Origin of the sequence: Pseudomonas brassicacearum, assembly GCF_003732265.1 — a bacterium.
Lineage (GTDB): Bacteria > Pseudomonadota > Gammaproteobacteria > Pseudomonadales > Pseudomonadaceae > Aquipseudomonas > Aquipseudomonas brassicacearum_D.
The window spans coordinates 1,063,075-1,077,878 of the sequence record NZ_MOBK01000001.1; the positions used below are offsets into that span (position 1 = coordinate 1,063,075).

The window sequence follows — 14,804 nt, forward strand, 5'->3', positions numbered from 1 at the left end:
GCACAGGAACTGTGCACAAATAAGATTTTATGTTCAACTTATTGCTAAAGACATTTTATCATTTTGTATTTAGAATCTAATTCTCTCACCAAAATAAAATCAGGCAGGCCACCCACTATGGGTGCCTAAACGGAGAATACCCATGGGCAGTAGCGGCAATCCAGATACCTGGGCAGTAGGAGAACGAGACACTGTCATCGAAGCGTTAGATCGTGCAGTAGCAAGGCATCCAGACAAAATCTTGTTGGATTTCAGTGGCGAGTTATACACTTACGCTCAGGTTGACTCACTCTCAACCAAAATGGCCAACGCCCTGGCCACCCTGGGCGTTAAAGCCGGTGAAACCGTGCTGACAATGCTCGATAACAATATCGATGCCGTCACCACCTGGCTGGCCATCAACAAGCTCTGCGCCGTGAGCGTGCCAATCAACACCGCGCTCAAGGGCGAGTTTCTCCGCCATCAGATTGCCGATACCGGCACCTCGGTGGTGATCTGCGAAGCGGCCTACCTGCCACGCATCACGCCGCTCGCAGAACAACTGCAGGACGTCCAGCACATTCTTCACCGTGGCACACTTGAGACCGTAGCTGATTGCCGAATTCGCGTTGCGCCGCTGGATGAATGGCGTGGCCATGACGCCACCCCGCTCGCCAACAAGCCGCAGCCTTCAGACCTTGCCTGCCTGATCTACACCTCAGGCACCACAGGCCCTTCCAAGGGTTGCATGATCAGCTACAACTTCATGTGCAACCTGGCACGCCTGCAACTGCGTGCCGGTCCGGCCAATGCCGACGACGTGACGATCACGCCGCTGCCGCTGTTCCATATGAATGCGCTGTGTGTATCGATCATCGCCAGTATTCTGGTGGGCGCGCGCGCCGCCATTCTCCCGCGTTTCTCGGTCTCGAACTTCTGGCAAGAAGTCGAACGTTCGGGCGCGACCATCGCCTCTATCCTTGGCGGCATGGGCGGCCTCCTCGCCCAGGCGCCAGATAACGAAGCAATGTTGCGCTGCGTCGGGCAGATCCATACCGCTCGAGGCAACCCTTACACCGAAGAAACCAAAAAAATCTGGCGCGAGCGTTTCGGCACCAAACTGGTCGGCGGCAACGGTTATGGCCTGACCGAGGCGTGCGTCATCACTTCGCTGGCCGCCGGTGAATATGCCGCGCCGGGTTCCTCGGGCAAACGCATTGCGGACTTTGACGTAAGAATCGTCGACGACCTCGATCAGGAAGTGTCGCCCAACTGCGCCGGCGAAATCGTCGTACGACCGCTACGTCCGGACATCATGTTCCAGGGCTACTGGCGCCGTCCGGAAGACACCCAGAAGCTGATGCGCAACATGTGGTTCCACACCGGCGACATTGGCAAGTTCGACGACGATGGCTTCTTCTACTTCGTCGACCGCAAGAAGGATTACCTGCGCCGCCGAGGGGAAAATATTTCCAGCTTTGAAATGGAAGCAGCCTTTGCTGTTCACCCGGCGCTGGCCGAAGTGGCGGTACACGCGGTGCCGTCAGACAAAGGCGAGGACGATGTGAAGGTGACTGCCGTGCTGCATGAAGGCGTAACGCTGGACCCGGAGCAACTGTTCCATTGGGCCACTGAATCGGTGCCCTACTATGCCCTGCCGCGCTATATCGAGTTTCGCAGCAGCCTGCCGAAAAACCCACAGGGTCGGGTGTTGAAGTATCTGCTGCGTGATGAAGGCAAAACCCAGAGCACCTGGGATCTGGAAACCACATCGATTGTGGTCTCCAAGAAATAATTGTCGCACCCAAACAACAGCTATAAAAAAGCGCGGCTCTGGCCGCGCTTTTAGTTGAAGGGTGGGATCAGTACTCGCGCACAGGAATACCTTTGGGACGGGAGTTATAACCGGGCAGATGCAACCCTCCGTCGACGTGAATAGTCTCGCCAGTGATAAAACGGGACATCTCGGACGCGAGGAACACCACCACTGGACCAATGTCGGCCTCAGGCTCGCCGCAGCGACCCAGCGGGCGCATCGACGCAGACATTTCGGCAAACCCGGGGTTCTCTGCGGCGAGTTTGTGGAAAGTGGCCCCCATCGCAGTAGGAGCAATGGCATTGGCGCGAATATTGAAACGTCCCCACTCCGACGCCGCGCTGCGCGTCAGACCGACGATCGCGGCCTTCGCCGTGTTGTAGTCGCCGTGCAACCAGGCACCGATCTCGATATCGATAGAATAGAAGTTGATGATCTTGCCACCGCCTCGCGCTTTCATATGAGGCAACGCAGCTTTCATCGCCCACCAGGCAGCCCACACCGTAGAGCCGAGTGTTTGCTCCAGCATTGCGTCGGTTTTTTCTTCCAGGAGTACATTGGGGGTTGGCGCAAAGGCGTTGTTGACCAAAATATCCAGTCCACCGAATTGGTCAACGGCCAGTTGCACGGCAGCCTCGATATCGGACTTGCTGCACACGTCGGTCTTGATGAATACCGCCTTGGCGCCCAGGGCTTGCAGTTCGGCGACTACGGCCTCTCCACTGGTGACATCCAGTTCGGCGACCACCACGGCAGCGCCCTCCTTGGCAAAGTTCAGCGCAATGCCGCGACCAATTCCACCACCTGCCCCGGTAATCAGCGCAACCTGTTCATTTAGCAGTGCCATAGTCACTCCGCTTTTTGTTTTTTGTGAACATTATTGGTTATAGTGTCTAAATATAGCTTATTTTTTCAGGCTAAACAGCACTGGGACAAGGATATTGAGAATGACGGTATTTCGTCGCCGCGTGGACATCATTGCTCATCAAGCCGATGGCACAGGCGAGGTCCGTGCCGCCCTGGAAGACGACTTCCACCACTTCCGGGTATGGGTGCGCCACCATCAAGGTGAAGTCTTTGCCATTGGTGGCGAAGCGCTGCGCTACCCCTATTCCATGTGCCCGCAGGCGTGCGGTCAATTACAGCAATTGCTCGGCATGAAACTGGACCGGGTAGCCCACTCCGTTACCCGGCAGACTGATGCCAGCCATCAATGCACTCATCTGTTCGACCTGGCGGGCCTCGCCATTGCAGCTGCCGCACGCGGTACTCATCTACGTCGCTATGAAATCAATATCGGTCAGCGTGTCGCCCATCGCACCCGCGCGACCTTGATACGCGATGGCAATGTGGACCTGACCTGGGAAGTCAACGGCACAATGATCGAAGGGCCCTTTCCCTATTCCGGCATCAACCTTCGCGAAGGCATGGCACGCTGGGCGCTGAATACTCTCAACGAAGAAGCCGCCGAAGCGGCTCTGCTACTTCGTCGTTGCACACTGATTTCGATGGGCCGCGCCTACAACCTTGACGAGCAGATTCACGCCGCAAACACCGGTCTCTGCTACAGCCAACAACCGGAACGCGCTGAACAGGCGCTGCGCATAAAGGGATCGACCCTGGATTTCAGCCATGAACAACTCAAGCTGTGCGCCCAGGATCAGGAGTGGCTCAGGCAAATGCTTTAGCCACGGCATTCGCGCGTCAACAGCAGCGCCGTCAATGCCCTCTGGACACGGCGATCCGGTTTGGAACCGGGCCGCCGATGCAACCTAGAGGAAGACGGCCAGATTGGGTGTACCAAGCACCGCCTGGTCAATGATGACTTCACGCCGGGAAAGCTTGAACCCTGCTTCGTGCCGGCGCAGCACATCACGTCGTTCACCACTGATGACATCGACATGGTGATCGTTGAAACGGCTACGGGTCAGCAGCAGGTAACTGGTCACCACAAACTCATCGCTCTTGTCGGTTTCTTCGACAAACACGTTGGTCACCAGACGCCGGGTACGCGAGGGAGGATCTTCCGCCCAGGCGCTTTTGCCAGACAGGCGCAAAATGCGGCCCATGATCGAACGGTAGTCATCGTGGTAGTGCTGAACACTGCGCACAATGGTGGTCCTGAGCTCGGACGCCACGCGAGTCTGGCGCAGCGGCACGGTGTACACCAGGTCGGTGTCCAGGCGTTCGGCCCATTCCTGCAGGCGAATCTGGTCGAGCAGCGTGGCTTCCTCGTAGAGAAAGGTCACCACATCGTTGTATATCGGCGAGCCCACCGGTACCCGCTTGGTACCGACTGGGGAACCCGGCTGGATATCCTCCACACCGCGTTGTTGAACCTGAGCCATGAGTCATTTCCTCACTTTTATTCTTGTTAATGCTGTTACCGGCGATTGCGACCCGAAGACCGCAATCGAACCTGGGCCAACGGGCGCTTATTGCTCGTTCGGTGCAGTCATCAGCTCGTGCCAGTACAGCCACCAGTGCCACTGGGTATCGTCCTTGGTGAAACCTTCGTTGACGATGCCAGGGCCAGGCCAGCCCTCGGGTGCTCCGGTTTCAAAGCAGGCCTGGTATTTCAGCGTGCTCTTGCGGCCCATTGCACCTTTGGCGGCCAGGGTCATGTGTGGCCAGGTATCAGAGTCATCTTGCTCGACCATGCCCGAGGTGCCGAACAACTGGATGGTTTGCTTGAGCATCTTGTCGCGCAATTCAGGGGAAGCGTCTTTCTCGGCAAACACCCAGTTGACGAACTCCAGCTTGTCCGGCCCGCGCGGCACGTAAGCGTGCAAGGTCATCGAACCTACTACGCTGCCATCCGGCTGCGGAATGTAAACGAAGCCGAAAAGAATGTTCGGGAACATCCCGCCGACTTGCGGCGGCATGCTGGTCAGCACTTTCAACTGATCCTCAGTCAGATTGCGCGCCAGTTGCTCGACCATGTCGGCAGTCATGCCGGCAGGTGGCAATGCTTCCAGTTTTTGCTGCACCGTCAGCTCTGCCGGATCGAGGCCGGTCAGACGTTTGATCTTGCGTGCCAGATCGATGCAGCGCAGCGCATGGCCGTGCGGCGAGCTGATTTCCACGCCGATCATTTCCGGGCTGAGGTCAGCGGTTTCACCCTCGCCTTTTTTGGCGTAGTTACCCACTTCGCCCAACCATCGGTGCAAGGTCAGCGTGTGGAACCCGTCGGCCGCCGATTGTTCCCCAGCGGTTTTCCAGTTGGCGTTAACGATAAAGCGCTGCGGTGGGCCGAGCACTTCCATGCCCTTGTCGGAGCGACAGAACAACATGTCGTAATACCACTTGGCATCGCCCAGGAACTCGTCAAACGACGGTCCTTCAATGTTCCAGGTGGCAAATACCAAACCGCCATACAGCGTGACCCGTGCCTTTTTCAGGCCCAGCTCTTCTTTGGGCAGCATCTTGCCGTGCATGCATTCGCGCTCGACGGGCGAGCCGACGAAGTCACCATTGGGACGGAAGGCCCAGCCGTGATAGATGCACTTGTGGATTTGCGTGTTGCCGCAATCGGCGGTGCTGATGCGCATTCCGCGGTGCGGGCACACGTTGAGGTTTACAAACACCTCGCCTTCTTTGCCACGGGCAACAATGACCGAATCAGACCCCATGTCACGCACCATGAAGTCGCCGGAATTAGGAATCTCGGACTCATGACCCAGGAGTACCCAGATCTTGCCGAAGATTTTTTCCATTTCCAGCTCGTAAATTTCGCGGTCAGACAACACGCGCATTTGTACTTCACGGCTGGATGGATAGATGAGGTCCGAGACCTTGGTTCCATCCGACAATACGGGGCTTGTTCTTGTTAGCATGATTGCCTCCTAATCAGAGCGTCACGACAGTGGTCGCAACGAAATATAAGACACTTTCTTTATTTATGTACATAGAATTCACTTTCGAGTTGTAAGTGATTTCTTCGCAACTCAGGTAATCGTCAGTCCTTGGTCGGCGCCTTGCCCACTTGAGTTCGCAGCACACCGATGCCGTCGATCTCCAGTTCAACCACATCGCCAGGCTTTAAATAGCGCAGTTGCTCCAGGCCGCAGCCGTTGCCGACCGTGCCGGAACCCAGAAATTCGCCGGGGTACAAGGTTTCTGAGCGCGACACGTGGGCAATCACATCTTCAAAGCTCCAGCGCATGTCACGGGTATTTCCGCGTCCCCACTCCTCGCCATTGACCCGGGCAACCATGTTCAGGTCGTAGGGATCACCCAGTTCATCTGCGGTGACCAGGCACGGCCCCATGATATTGGCCGTGTCGAAATCCTTGCTCTTGGCCGGGCCGAGCATGCCGGGCATTTCCAGGGCCTGCGCATCACGAGCACTCATGTCGTTGAAGATGGTGTAACCGACGATGTGCCCACGGGCGGCTTCACGGCTGATGTCCTTGCCACGCTTGCCGATGTAGCAACCGAATTCCAGTTCGAAATCCATCGCCCGGCTAAAGCTTGGCCACTGGAATTCATCGTCGATGCCGATCACCGCAAAACGATTGCCCTTGTAGTAGATGGGCTGCTTGTTGAAGGTCTCGATCACCCGGTCGTCGGCGCGCGTATTCATCGCCTTCAAGGTGGCTTCCGGATCTTCGGTGCGCAGTGCGCGCGCGCGACGAGCCGCCGCGAAGCTCTGGCGCAGGTGCAGTTCGAAGCAAGAGCAGTCACGCATTTGTGGGGGTGGCTGGATCGGGGCGCGCAGCTTCACACTGGCACGCTCCAGCACCGCCGCAGAGGGCGCCTTGGCCACCAGCGAACGGGCCAGTTCCAGCGCCGGCTCACCCGCCTCCACCAGCGCCAGAATGCTGCTCAACGCAGCCGTGTCGCGACTTTCCAGCAAGCGGTAAGCGATCTGCAGATCCAGCACCTGCTGGTCCTGATTGAGTAATGCACCCGCGCGGTCAAAACCCTCGGCGTCGGTATAAGTCACCAGTCTCATACGCGGCCACTCACTGGCAACAGCGCACCGGTCACCGCCGCGGCTTCGTCGGACAACAGAAACGCGACCACCGCCGCCAAGGCCTCCGGGGTCACCCAGCGGCTGCTATCGGCATCCGGCATGTCGGCACGGTTGGCGGGAGTATCGATGATGCTTGGCAGCACGGCGTTAACCGTCACACCACGATCTTTCAGTTCTTCCGCCAGGGCTTCGGTCAACCGGGCGACACCGGCCTTGGAGGCGGCATAAGCCCCCATACCCGTCGCGGCTTTGACCGAGGCCAGCGCGCCGATGTTGACGATGCGTCCTGCCATGGAGGTCACCAGGTGCGCCAGCGCCGCTTGGGAACTGACCACTGCAGTCCGAACGTTCATCTGATAGAGGCGATCCCAAGTCTCCAGGCTACCGCCTTCGACGGTCTCCCAGGCAAAGCCGCCCGCGACATTGACCAAGCCATCAATACCGCCCCACTGCGCGGCGATTTGCTCGAAAGCAGCGCTGGCCGACTCGGTCGAGGTCAGGTCGACGCCGCCCAGGCACAGCAGATTTTCCGTGTCCAGCAAGGCGGCAGGCGCCTCGCTGCGATCCAGCAAGGCAACCCGGGCGCCCCGCGCCAGCAGGAATTTGCCAAGTGTGCTGCCGAGGGCACCAAACCCGCCGGTGACGACTACCCTCTTGTCCAGTAACGACTGGGACATCGCGAAATCCTCTTGTTGTTGTTTTTCGGCTCGAAGGTTCAATTCGTGCCTTCGTCGGTACGAATATATGACACTTTTAGAAAATATGTACAAATGATACCGTATGACTTCAAGTCAAACACTCACCTGCGGACCGCTGATGCCTAGAAAACTTCCTGCACTCAACGCCGACAACCGCGCCTTCTGGCAAGGCGGCGAACGGGGCGAACTGCTCGTTCATCGCTGCGCGGCCTGCAGCCGGTATTTCCACCCCCCTGCTCCGCTTTGCCCGCTCTGTGCGAGTTTTGATGTGGCGCCAGAGGCGGTGTCCGGTAAGGGCAAAGTGCTCAGTTACACCATCAACTACCAGGCTTGGGCCCCCGACCTGGAAGTGCCCTATGTGGTCGCGATCATCGAACTGGTGGAACAAGCCGGCTTGCAATTTGTAAGCAACGTGGTGGGCATGGCGGTCTCGGACGTACATATCGACATGCCAGTACGGGTCAGCTTCCTCAATGTCGAGGATGTCTGGTTGCCGCTGTTCGAGAGGGATCAGTGATGTTCGATCATCGTTATGAAAAAGACGTCGCCATCACGGGCATCGGCCAATCGGAAGTCGGGCGACCCTCAAGCAAATCAGCAATGCGTTTGACCCTGGATGCCTGCCTGGAAGCGATTGCCGATGCAGGGCTGCAACGCAGCGACATCGATGGCGTGGCTTGCTGGCCGGGAGATAACAACAATGGCGACCCGTTTTCGCCGGTCGGCCCCAGTGCGCTGAAGAGTGCCCTTGGGCTTAACGTCAACTGGTTCGGCGGCGGTTATGAAGGGCCCGGCCCACTGACCGGCGTAATTAATGGCGCCATGGCAATTGCGGCCGGCCTGTGCAAGCACGTACTGGTGTTTCGCACCATCACCGAAGCGTCAGCCCGCATGACCAATAAACAAGCCGGCGCCCTGACCAACAAAACCCAAGGTCGCGACAGCAGCTACGCCTGGCAGTGGTTCACGCCATTCAATGTGCAATCAGGCATCAACCTCATGGCGTTGTATGCCCAGCGTCACTTCCATGAATACGGCACCCGCCCGGAGCAACTGGCACAAATAGCCCTGACCTGTCGCCAGAACGCCATGCGCAACCCCAAAGCGGTGTTTCGCACGCCGATGAGCATGGACGACTACATGGCATCGCGGATGATTTCCACACCGCTGCGCATGTTCGACTGCGACGTGCATTGCGACGCATCGACCGCCATCGTCCTGTCGCGCCGGGATATCGCCCAGGATCAGCCGAACAAACCGATCCGAATTGAAGCCATGGGAGCTGCATTGAACCAGCCCTGGTCATGGGACCAGATCTCCCTGACCAAAATGGCCGCTTTCGATGTCGGCCAGATGATGTGGGCACGCACCGATTACACTCCGCAGGATGTTGGCTCTGCGCAGTTGTATGACGGATTTTCGATTCTGACCATGATCTGGCTGGAAGCCCTCGGCCTGTGTCCCACCGGAGAAAGCGGAGCCTTCGTGGAGGGCGGCACTCGCATCGCATTGGACGGTAGCTTGCCAATCAATACCAATGGCGGACAGTTATCCGGTGGCCGGACACATGGACTTGGTTACGTGCATGAAGCCTGCTTGCAACTGTGGGGCCGTGCCGAAGGTCGGCAAACCCGAGAACACCAGGTCAGTACGGTGGCGGCAGGTGGCGGCCCCCTGGGGGGCAGCCTGCTGCTGGTACGCGAGTAACGGGGTGACTCAGTAGAGAACGCCGGCCACTTCGTTACAGAACTCGATCAACGCCTTGCCCAGTTCGGCAAGGCCTTCTTCGTCCCGTTGGCCACGGAACATCACCGCTGAAACAGTGAAGTCAATGCTGTGGGTCGGCGAGTAGACCGGCGCTGCAATGGCGAGAATACCCCCCGAGAAATGTCCATCGTCAATGGACCAGCCTCGCTCGGCTGCTTGTCTCACTTCCTCGCGGTAAAGTTCCAGCGACAAAGGCTGGGCCCAGCGAATGCTCTCGAAACTGCTCTGTACTTCCGGGTCGTCAAGGTCGATCTGAGTGGCGAACAAGCGCCCACTGGCGCCCATCAGAATCGGCAGGCGCTGACCTTCAGCCATGTCGATGCGCACATCAGTCGGGCTCGCGGCGGAACTGACAATGACGATGCGGTCAGGGCTCATTTTACGCCAAAGGGTGATGGTCACCCGCTGGCGCGCCGCCAGGTTCTGCAACAGAGGCTTGGCCATCTGGACCCGATGGCCCTGGGTGACCAATTGTTCCACCAGGCGTGCCAGCCCCAAGCCAACCGAGTAGCGCTTGGACATGGCGCTGAAGTCGACCACCTCCTCTTGCACCAGCGTGCGCAGGATGTTGAAACAGGTGCTGGGGTTGATCTTCAATTGCCGGGCGATGTCCACCGAACGTTCCGGCGTACCCACCTGGCTGAGGTAGCGCAGGATGCGAATGGCGTTGGAAACGGGCTTGACGAGTGTTGCGCCGGCCGCTTTTGAGGTGTCGTTGACGTCAGTGAGGTCCATGCCCGATCCAGTAACTTTAAAGTGCCGCCATTCTAGCCTGAGAATGAATGACGACGTAAAAGTTTTATCTGGGAATGAATCGAACACTTTAGTCAGATAGTTTCACCAGCGGCTGGTAGATCAGCCGACGAGTTTGCAGGCCCTCGCGACGAAAACGCTCGATGAGACGCTCCTGATCATGGTCTGCCTGAGTTACCCGCATCTGCTGGCGCAAATACTCCAGCCAGGACTCGACGATAAAGCGCTCACTGTAAAGTTGCTCGTCCGCCATGTCGCGATAAAGGCGCCAGTTTTGCGCACCGTTACGCCGTCTTGACTTGCCGACTGCATACACCGCAGTCAGAAAGTCATCGCGGTTGGACTCCGTGACCTGGTAGACGATCTCAATGGATACCGGCCCATCTGAATAGGACACCGGACTGGCCAGCTGCAGTTTGTCGGTCAACTGCACCTCGGCAAAATCTGCCTCCTGGCCCAGTTCCACGTGACCGTTACGGGTCAGCGCAATACCAAGCAGTAACAAAACCGTCGAGAGCAACAAGCTCTGGCTCAACCCGAGATATTGCGCCAGTGCCCCCCATATCGCCCCGCCGGCGGCCATCGAGCCCATCAAGACCAGCACATAGACCGACGCGACCCGTGCGCGTACCCAGTTGGCGGCATACGTTTGCACAACCGTGGAAATGGTCGCGTTGACCGCCATCCAGCCAAACCCCGCAAGTAACATCATCGCGCAAACCCCATAGCGATTATGGGAAAGCGCAGCAGTGAGGGTCGCGAGGGCAAAGGCGATGGCGCCGCACACCAGCAGATACCGCATGCTCAAAATGCGATACAGACGCGGCAAGTTGAGTGCCGCCAACACTGCACCGGCACCCAGAAATGCCATGAGCAAGCCGTAACCACCGGCGTCCATGCCCAATTCCTGCTTGGCAACCAACGGCATCAATGCCCACAAGGCACTGGCGCTGCTGGTGAATACCAGCACCTGCTTCATGGCGCTGAACAATACCGCCGAATGACGGATGTAACGCAGACCACTGCGCATGCCTCCCGTCAGGGTTTCCGGCGGCAAACCCACGGCTGGTGGGTTCGGAACCAGGCGAAACAGGAAAAGCAGCACTGCGAACATGCACAACGCGATGACCAAAAACACCGAAGTGGTGTTCCAGTAAGCAATCAACGCACCGGCCAGCGCCGGTCCCAAAGCCCGGGTCGCATTAATGGAAATGCCGTTCAACGACACGGCAGCCGGCACCTGGTCGCGGGAAAGTACACCGACCATGGTCACCATCCACGCCGACATTCCCAACGCACTGCCGGTGCCCAGGACAAAGGTGAACGCCAGCAACCCCCAGGTTTCCAGGTGCGCGCTGTACGCCAGCATGCACAGCACCAGCGCGGCGAAGAGCATCATGCACTGCGTGATAATGAGCCAACCGCGGCGGTCCACCCGATCGGCAATCACGCCACCCGGGAAGGCAAACAGGAAGACCGGCAGAGTCACGGCGGTTTGCACCAGAGAGACCATTGCGGCAGACGTTGTCAATGTGGTCATGATCCATGCGGCAGCGACCGTCTGCATCCAGATCGCCATATTGACCACCGCCGCCGCCAGCCATAAGCCGCGGAACGCTTTATTGCGAAACGGCGCCCACGCCGACCCCTCGCTCATCATCACTCCCCAGCGCTCAAACCCATCAAAAATAGCGGTTAATTATCCAGCGGTAGGCCCAGTCGCCCGATCGCGCGCGCAGGGCTCAACCGACGTGGTGCAGCAATGGTATTGCGCAGTAGCCCGATGCCTTCAATGTGCGCCTCGACCCGGTCACCCGGCCGTAAAAAACGTCCGGTCTCCAGGCCCACACCGTGGGTGGAGCCGGTAAACACCAAGTCACCCGGGCGCAGACTGATGCGCGCATCCAGATAATTGAGCAGCTCATCCAGGGTAAAAATCATCTGCCGGGTATTGTCCTGCTGGCGCAGTTCATCGTTGACGCTCAGGCGCATCTCCAATGCTGGCTGCCCGGTGACACCCAATTCATCCGCCGTCACGACCCAGGGACCTACCGGCGTTGCGCGGTCCATGGCTTTCTGGGTCAACAGGTCCAGGCGACCAATCTGTTTACCGGCATCCCGCGCACTGATGTCATTGCCCACCGTGTACCCCAGCAAGCAATCACTGGCATGGGGTTCATCGAGCAACGGCCGGCCCACCACGGCGACCAGTTCGACCTCATAGTCGAGCTGGGTGGTCAGCGGCGAATAATCGATCTCGTCGTAAGCACCAACCAGCGCGGACTCAGGTTTGATGTAGGCCAGCGGGTGCGCCGGCGCATCGCTGCCCAGACGCTTGAGGTGGCTGAGGTAATTGAGGCCCACACCAAAAACCCGGCTGCCCGGCTCCAGCGGCGCCAGCAGGCGTGCAGCCGACAAGGGCAACCATTCGCCAGAAAGATCCAGGGCGTCTGGCGCAAGATCCGCGCCGAGTCCGGCCCACTGGGCGAATGGCGCATTAATCCGCCGCAGGCGATCCGTTTGCGCATCCAGCAACGCCCAGAACGCCTGCCCGGCCACCTCGACCCGCGCCAGACGCATGTCAGCGCTTGGCCAGGTAGATTGGCAGGTACTCGGCGTCGAGCACTTCTTCCGGTGTCTTGACGCTGGCACCGAGAATCGGACCGACCATTTCGTGGCCCCACAGACTGAGTTTTTCCGGGTTCAACTCATAGGGGTCGCCTTGCCATGGCTCGATTTCCGCAATGGTCTCGAAGGCAAAGCCGGACGGATTGAAGTGATAGAACGACAGGTGCGGGTCCTGGGCGTGTTGGCCCAGGGTCATCATCATCGGCAGTTCGCGCTGACGCACGATGTCGTAGGTTTCACCGACGTCGCGCACATTGCGCACAAACAGCCCGACATGCTGCACGCCCATGCGTCCTGGACCGTGGCCGTAAGCAATGTCATGACTGGTGTGATGGTTGAGTTTCGAACGGAAGAAACCGGTGCGCCCTTTACCCGCGCCAGCGCCATACCAGCTGAAACCCATGACGTTGAGCAGGAAATCTTCCAGTTCAGGTGTGTAGTCCGGTGTAATCAGCACCACATGGCCCGCACCGCGTTCGTCGGCCAGGAAACCGCTGTGTGGACGCCCTGGCTGGAATGAGCGCGGCAGCCATTTTTGCCCGTAAAAAAGTTCGTGCTGATAGCCCACAGGGTCGCGGAAGCGCACTAACTCGCGCACGCCACGCTTTTCGCACAATTGAGCATCGCCACGGGTGTATTCGACATTGGCTGCCGCCAGCTTCTTGATGCCAGCTTCGAACGCCATGCGCCCTACGGCTTCCCAGCCGATGTAGGCAATCCGGTCGACCTTGCCTGGATGGAACGCAAAGCGATGACGGCGATCGTCGATTTTGAAGTACAGCGACTCTGGGTCACTCTCGGGGTTTTTGCCGATACCAAAGCCCATCACCTGTGGGCCGTACTCACGCCACGCTTCGAGATTGGGGGTTTCGAAGCCCATGTAACCGATACCGATGATGTCCACGTTATTCACCTTGTTATTGTTCGAGATGAAACGGTGCCGCTGGCACCTGCCCTGGCGTCGCGTGTGTCAGATCGCCAGTAACCCGCCGTCGATGACGAAGTCCGAACCGGTAATGAACGAAGCCTCATCGGAGGCGACAAATACCGCCATTGCCACCACTTCCTCAGGTTCGCCAGGACGGTCCATCAAGACGCCATCCAATAGCATGGCGCGCATCTTCGGGTCCTCCAGAAACGGCCGGGTGCCGGGTGTGGCGACAAAGCCCGGGCTCAGGCTGACCGCACGAATGCCGAACGGCGCGCCTTCCACCGCCAACTGGCGAGTGAAGGACACCACAGCGCCTTTGGCCGCCGAATGTGCCGAGATACCGGCGACTTTCGAGCCGCCCCAGGCCGCCGTGGACGACACGTTGATGATCACCCCGCGCTGTTCGGCCAAGTGGTGCCAGGCATACTTGGTGGTATAGAACAGCAGATCGATTTCGTTGCGCATGGTGTACTGCCAATCTTCGATCGACAGCTCACTGACCAGCCCGAAACGTGCGGCGGAAGCGTTGTTGTAGAGGACGTCGATGCGCCCATGCTCAGCGACGGCGGCATCGATCCAGGCCTTGGCCTGCTCGTGATCGCCCAGGTCTACAGGGGCCGAGCCATACAGGGTAAACCCCTCGGCCCGCATCAAGGCTGCCGTCTCTTCGTGGCCTTCAGCGAAAACGTCGCACCCGACCACAATCGCCCCTTCGCGGGCAAAGCGCAGCGCCGCCGCACGGCCCTGACCACCGCCGGTTCCGGTAATCAACGCGACTTTGTTCTGTAAACGTCCCATCAGCACATCCTCACCTCAGTGGTTATCACGTTGCGAGCGAGACTCGCGCCATCAAACGGCTTCGTCTTCAGAGGTGATGGGTTCAAGCCAAATGGCCTCCGCGGGACAGGCGGCAGCGCCTTCACGGGCTTCTTCCTCCAGTTCCGGCGGAACACGGGCATCGTCCATGTACACAAGGCCATCGGCATCAAGTTTGTACAGGCTTGGGCAAATCGCGGCACACAAGCCATAACCACAGCAGCGGCTACGGTCCGCCACGGCTTTGAATTGCGCTTTTTCTGAACTCATCTTTTTCTCCTTATCAGGCTCAGCTTTAAGCAAATTATGAACACTATTTTATTTTATGTGCAATTAATTTTTAACGCGGATATGCTGGTAATCGCCGCTGAACAACTGTGGGAGCGAGCTTGCTCGCGATAGCGGTCTGGCAGGCGACATTCAGGTTGAATGTCCCGG

Annotated in this window: 15 protein-coding genes; 4 read left to right on the forward strand and 11 right to left on the reverse strand. The window is 58.6% G+C overall.

The genetic code is table 11. The annotated features are described in order from the left end of the window. Window positions 1-142: 142 nt before the first annotated feature. Window positions 143-1,774 (forward strand): ATP-dependent acyl-CoA ligase, encoded by a 1,632-nt coding sequence (locus tag BK660_RS05020; RefSeq protein ID WP_123432340.1) that lies wholly within the window; start codon window positions 143-145, stop codon window positions 1,772-1,774. Between the two features lie 67 nt (window positions 1,775-1,841). On the opposite strand, the gene BK660_RS05025 is transcribed toward BK660_RS05020, so the two are convergent. Continuing rightward, the gene (locus BK660_RS05025) at window positions 1,842-2,642 is read right to left on the reverse strand and encodes an SDR family NAD(P)-dependent oxidoreductase (RefSeq protein ID WP_123432341.1); all 801 of its coding nucleotides are present in this window, start codon (window positions 2,640-2,642) and stop codon (window positions 1,842-1,844) included. A 100-nt stretch (window positions 2,643-2,742) separates the two neighbouring features. Here BK660_RS05025 and BK660_RS05030 point away from each other — a divergent pair, with 100 nt between their 5' ends. Further along, on the forward strand, window positions 2,743-3,483 hold the full coding sequence (locus BK660_RS05030; protein WP_123432342.1) for a DUF2889 domain-containing protein: 741 nt from the start codon (window positions 2,743-2,745) through the stop codon (window positions 3,481-3,483). A gap of 84 nt (window positions 3,484-3,567) precedes the next feature. Here the strand turns inward: BK660_RS05030 and BK660_RS05035 are convergent, their stop codons facing one another. The 4 genes from BK660_RS05035 to BK660_RS05050 all read right to left on the reverse strand — a co-directional run bounded on the left by BK660_RS05035 (window position 3,568) and on the right by BK660_RS05050 (window position 7,450). Continuing rightward, entirely contained in the window at window positions 3,568-4,143 is a 576-nt protein-coding gene (locus BK660_RS05035) for an aromatic-ring-hydroxylating dioxygenase subunit beta (RefSeq protein ID WP_123432343.1), read from the reverse strand. Between the two features lie 87 nt (window positions 4,144-4,230). Continuing rightward, window positions 4,231-5,631, reverse strand: coding sequence for an aromatic ring-hydroxylating dioxygenase subunit alpha (locus BK660_RS05040; protein WP_123432344.1), 1,401 nt, complete (start codon window positions 5,629-5,631; stop codon window positions 4,231-4,233). 122 nt (window positions 5,632-5,753) lie between these two features. Beyond that, the gene (locus BK660_RS05045) at window positions 5,754-6,752 is read right to left on the reverse strand and encodes a fumarylacetoacetate hydrolase family protein (RefSeq protein WP_123432345.1); all 999 of its coding nucleotides are present in this window, start codon (window positions 6,750-6,752) and stop codon (window positions 5,754-5,756) included. Next, window positions 6,749-7,450, reverse strand: a complete 702-nt coding sequence (locus BK660_RS05050; protein ID WP_123432346.1) for an SDR family NAD(P)-dependent oxidoreductase — start codon at window positions 7,448-7,450, stop codon at window positions 6,749-6,751. The genes BK660_RS05045 and BK660_RS05050 overlap by 4 nt, the downstream gene beginning before the upstream one ends. Before the next feature lie 139 nt (window positions 7,451-7,589). Between BK660_RS05050 and BK660_RS05055 the strand changes: the two genes are divergently transcribed. Further along, entirely contained in the window at window positions 7,590-7,988 is a 399-nt protein-coding gene (locus BK660_RS05055; RefSeq protein ID WP_123432550.1) for a Zn-ribbon domain-containing OB-fold protein, read from the forward strand. Beyond that, window positions 7,988-9,178, forward strand: a complete 1,191-nt coding sequence (locus tag BK660_RS05060) for a thiolase family protein (RefSeq protein ID WP_123432347.1) — start codon at window positions 7,988-7,990, stop codon at window positions 9,176-9,178. The genes BK660_RS05055 and BK660_RS05060 overlap by 1 nt, the downstream gene beginning before the upstream one ends. Window positions 9,179-9,187: 9 nt before the next feature. Here the strand turns inward: BK660_RS05060 and BK660_RS05065 are convergent, their stop codons facing one another. From BK660_RS05065 to BK660_RS05090, 6 genes are all read right to left on the reverse strand, one after another. Further along, entirely contained in the window at window positions 9,188-9,973 is a 786-nt protein-coding gene (locus tag BK660_RS05065; protein WP_123432348.1) for an IclR family transcriptional regulator, read from the reverse strand. Window positions 9,974-10,061: 88 nt separating this feature from the next. Further along, entirely contained in the window at window positions 10,062-11,648 is a 1,587-nt protein-coding gene (locus BK660_RS05070; RefSeq protein WP_123432349.1) for an MFS transporter, read from the reverse strand. A 38-nt stretch (window positions 11,649-11,686) separates the two neighbouring features. Next, window positions 11,687-12,571 carry a fumarylacetoacetate hydrolase family protein gene (locus BK660_RS05075; protein ID WP_123432350.1) on the reverse strand — a complete coding sequence of 295 codons (885 nt, stop codon included), beginning with the start codon at window positions 12,569-12,571 and terminating at the stop codon, window positions 11,687-11,689. A gap of 1 nt (window position 12,572) precedes the next feature. After that, complete coding sequence (locus BK660_RS05080) at window positions 12,573-13,523, reverse strand: 2,3-dihydroxybiphenyl 1,2-dioxygenase (protein WP_007942508.1); 951 nt, start codon at window positions 13,521-13,523, stop codon at window positions 12,573-12,575. 66 nt (window positions 13,524-13,589) lie between these two features. Next, window positions 13,590-14,348: an SDR family NAD(P)-dependent oxidoreductase gene (locus BK660_RS05085; RefSeq protein ID WP_123432351.1), complete on the reverse strand. Its 759-nt coding sequence runs from the start codon at window positions 14,346-14,348 to the stop codon at window positions 13,590-13,592. 51 nt (window positions 14,349-14,399) lie between these two features. Continuing rightward, window positions 14,400-14,636, reverse strand: a complete 237-nt coding sequence (locus BK660_RS05090; protein ID WP_123432352.1) for a ferredoxin — start codon at window positions 14,634-14,636, stop codon at window positions 14,400-14,402. Between the last annotated feature and the right edge of the window lie 168 nt (window positions 14,637-14,804).

Bases quoted from the DNA above. Each gene is read 5' to 3' on its own strand.
- BK660_RS05020 (WP_123432340.1), top strand. From the start codon at position 143: ATGGGCAGTAGCGGCAATCCAGATACCTGGGCAGTAGGAGAACGAGAC.
- BK660_RS05025 (WP_123432341.1), bottom strand. From the start codon at position 2,642: ATGGCACTGCTAAATGAACAGGTTGCGCTGATTACCGGGGCAGGTGGT.
- BK660_RS05030 (WP_123432342.1), top strand. From the start codon at position 2,743: ATGACGGTATTTCGTCGCCGCGTGGACATCATTGCTCATCAAGCCGAT.
- BK660_RS05035 (WP_123432343.1), bottom strand. From the start codon at position 4,143: ATGGCTCAGGTTCAACAACGCGGTGTGGAGGATATCCAGCCGGGTTCC.
- BK660_RS05040 (WP_123432344.1), bottom strand. From the start codon at position 5,631: ATGCTAACAAGAACAAGCCCCGTATTGTCGGATGGAACCAAGGTCTCG.
- BK660_RS05045 (WP_123432345.1), bottom strand. From the start codon at position 6,752: ATGAGACTGGTGACTTATACCGACGCCGAGGGTTTTGACCGCGCGGGT.
- BK660_RS05050 (WP_123432346.1), bottom strand. From the start codon at position 7,450: ATGTCCCAGTCGTTACTGGACAAGAGGGTAGTCGTCACCGGCGGGTTT.
- BK660_RS05055 (WP_123432550.1), top strand. From the start codon at position 7,590: ATGCCTAGAAAACTTCCTGCACTCAACGCCGACAACCGCGCCTTCTGG.
- BK660_RS05060 (WP_123432347.1), top strand. From the start codon at position 7,988: ATGTTCGATCATCGTTATGAAAAAGACGTCGCCATCACGGGCATCGGC.
- BK660_RS05065 (WP_123432348.1), bottom strand. From the start codon at position 9,973: ATGGACCTCACTGACGTCAACGACACCTCAAAAGCGGCCGGCGCAACA.
- BK660_RS05070 (WP_123432349.1), bottom strand. From the start codon at position 11,648: ATGAGCGAGGGGTCGGCGTGGGCGCCGTTTCGCAATAAAGCGTTCCGC.
- BK660_RS05075 (WP_123432350.1), bottom strand. From the start codon at position 12,571: ATGCGTCTGGCGCGGGTCGAGGTGGCCGGGCAGGCGTTCTGGGCGTTG.
- BK660_RS05085 (WP_123432351.1), bottom strand. From the start codon at position 14,348: ATGGGACGTTTACAGAACAAAGTCGCGTTGATTACCGGAACCGGCGGT.
- BK660_RS05090 (WP_123432352.1), bottom strand. From the start codon at position 14,636: ATGAGTTCAGAAAAAGCGCAATTCAAAGCCGTGGCGGACCGTAGCCGC.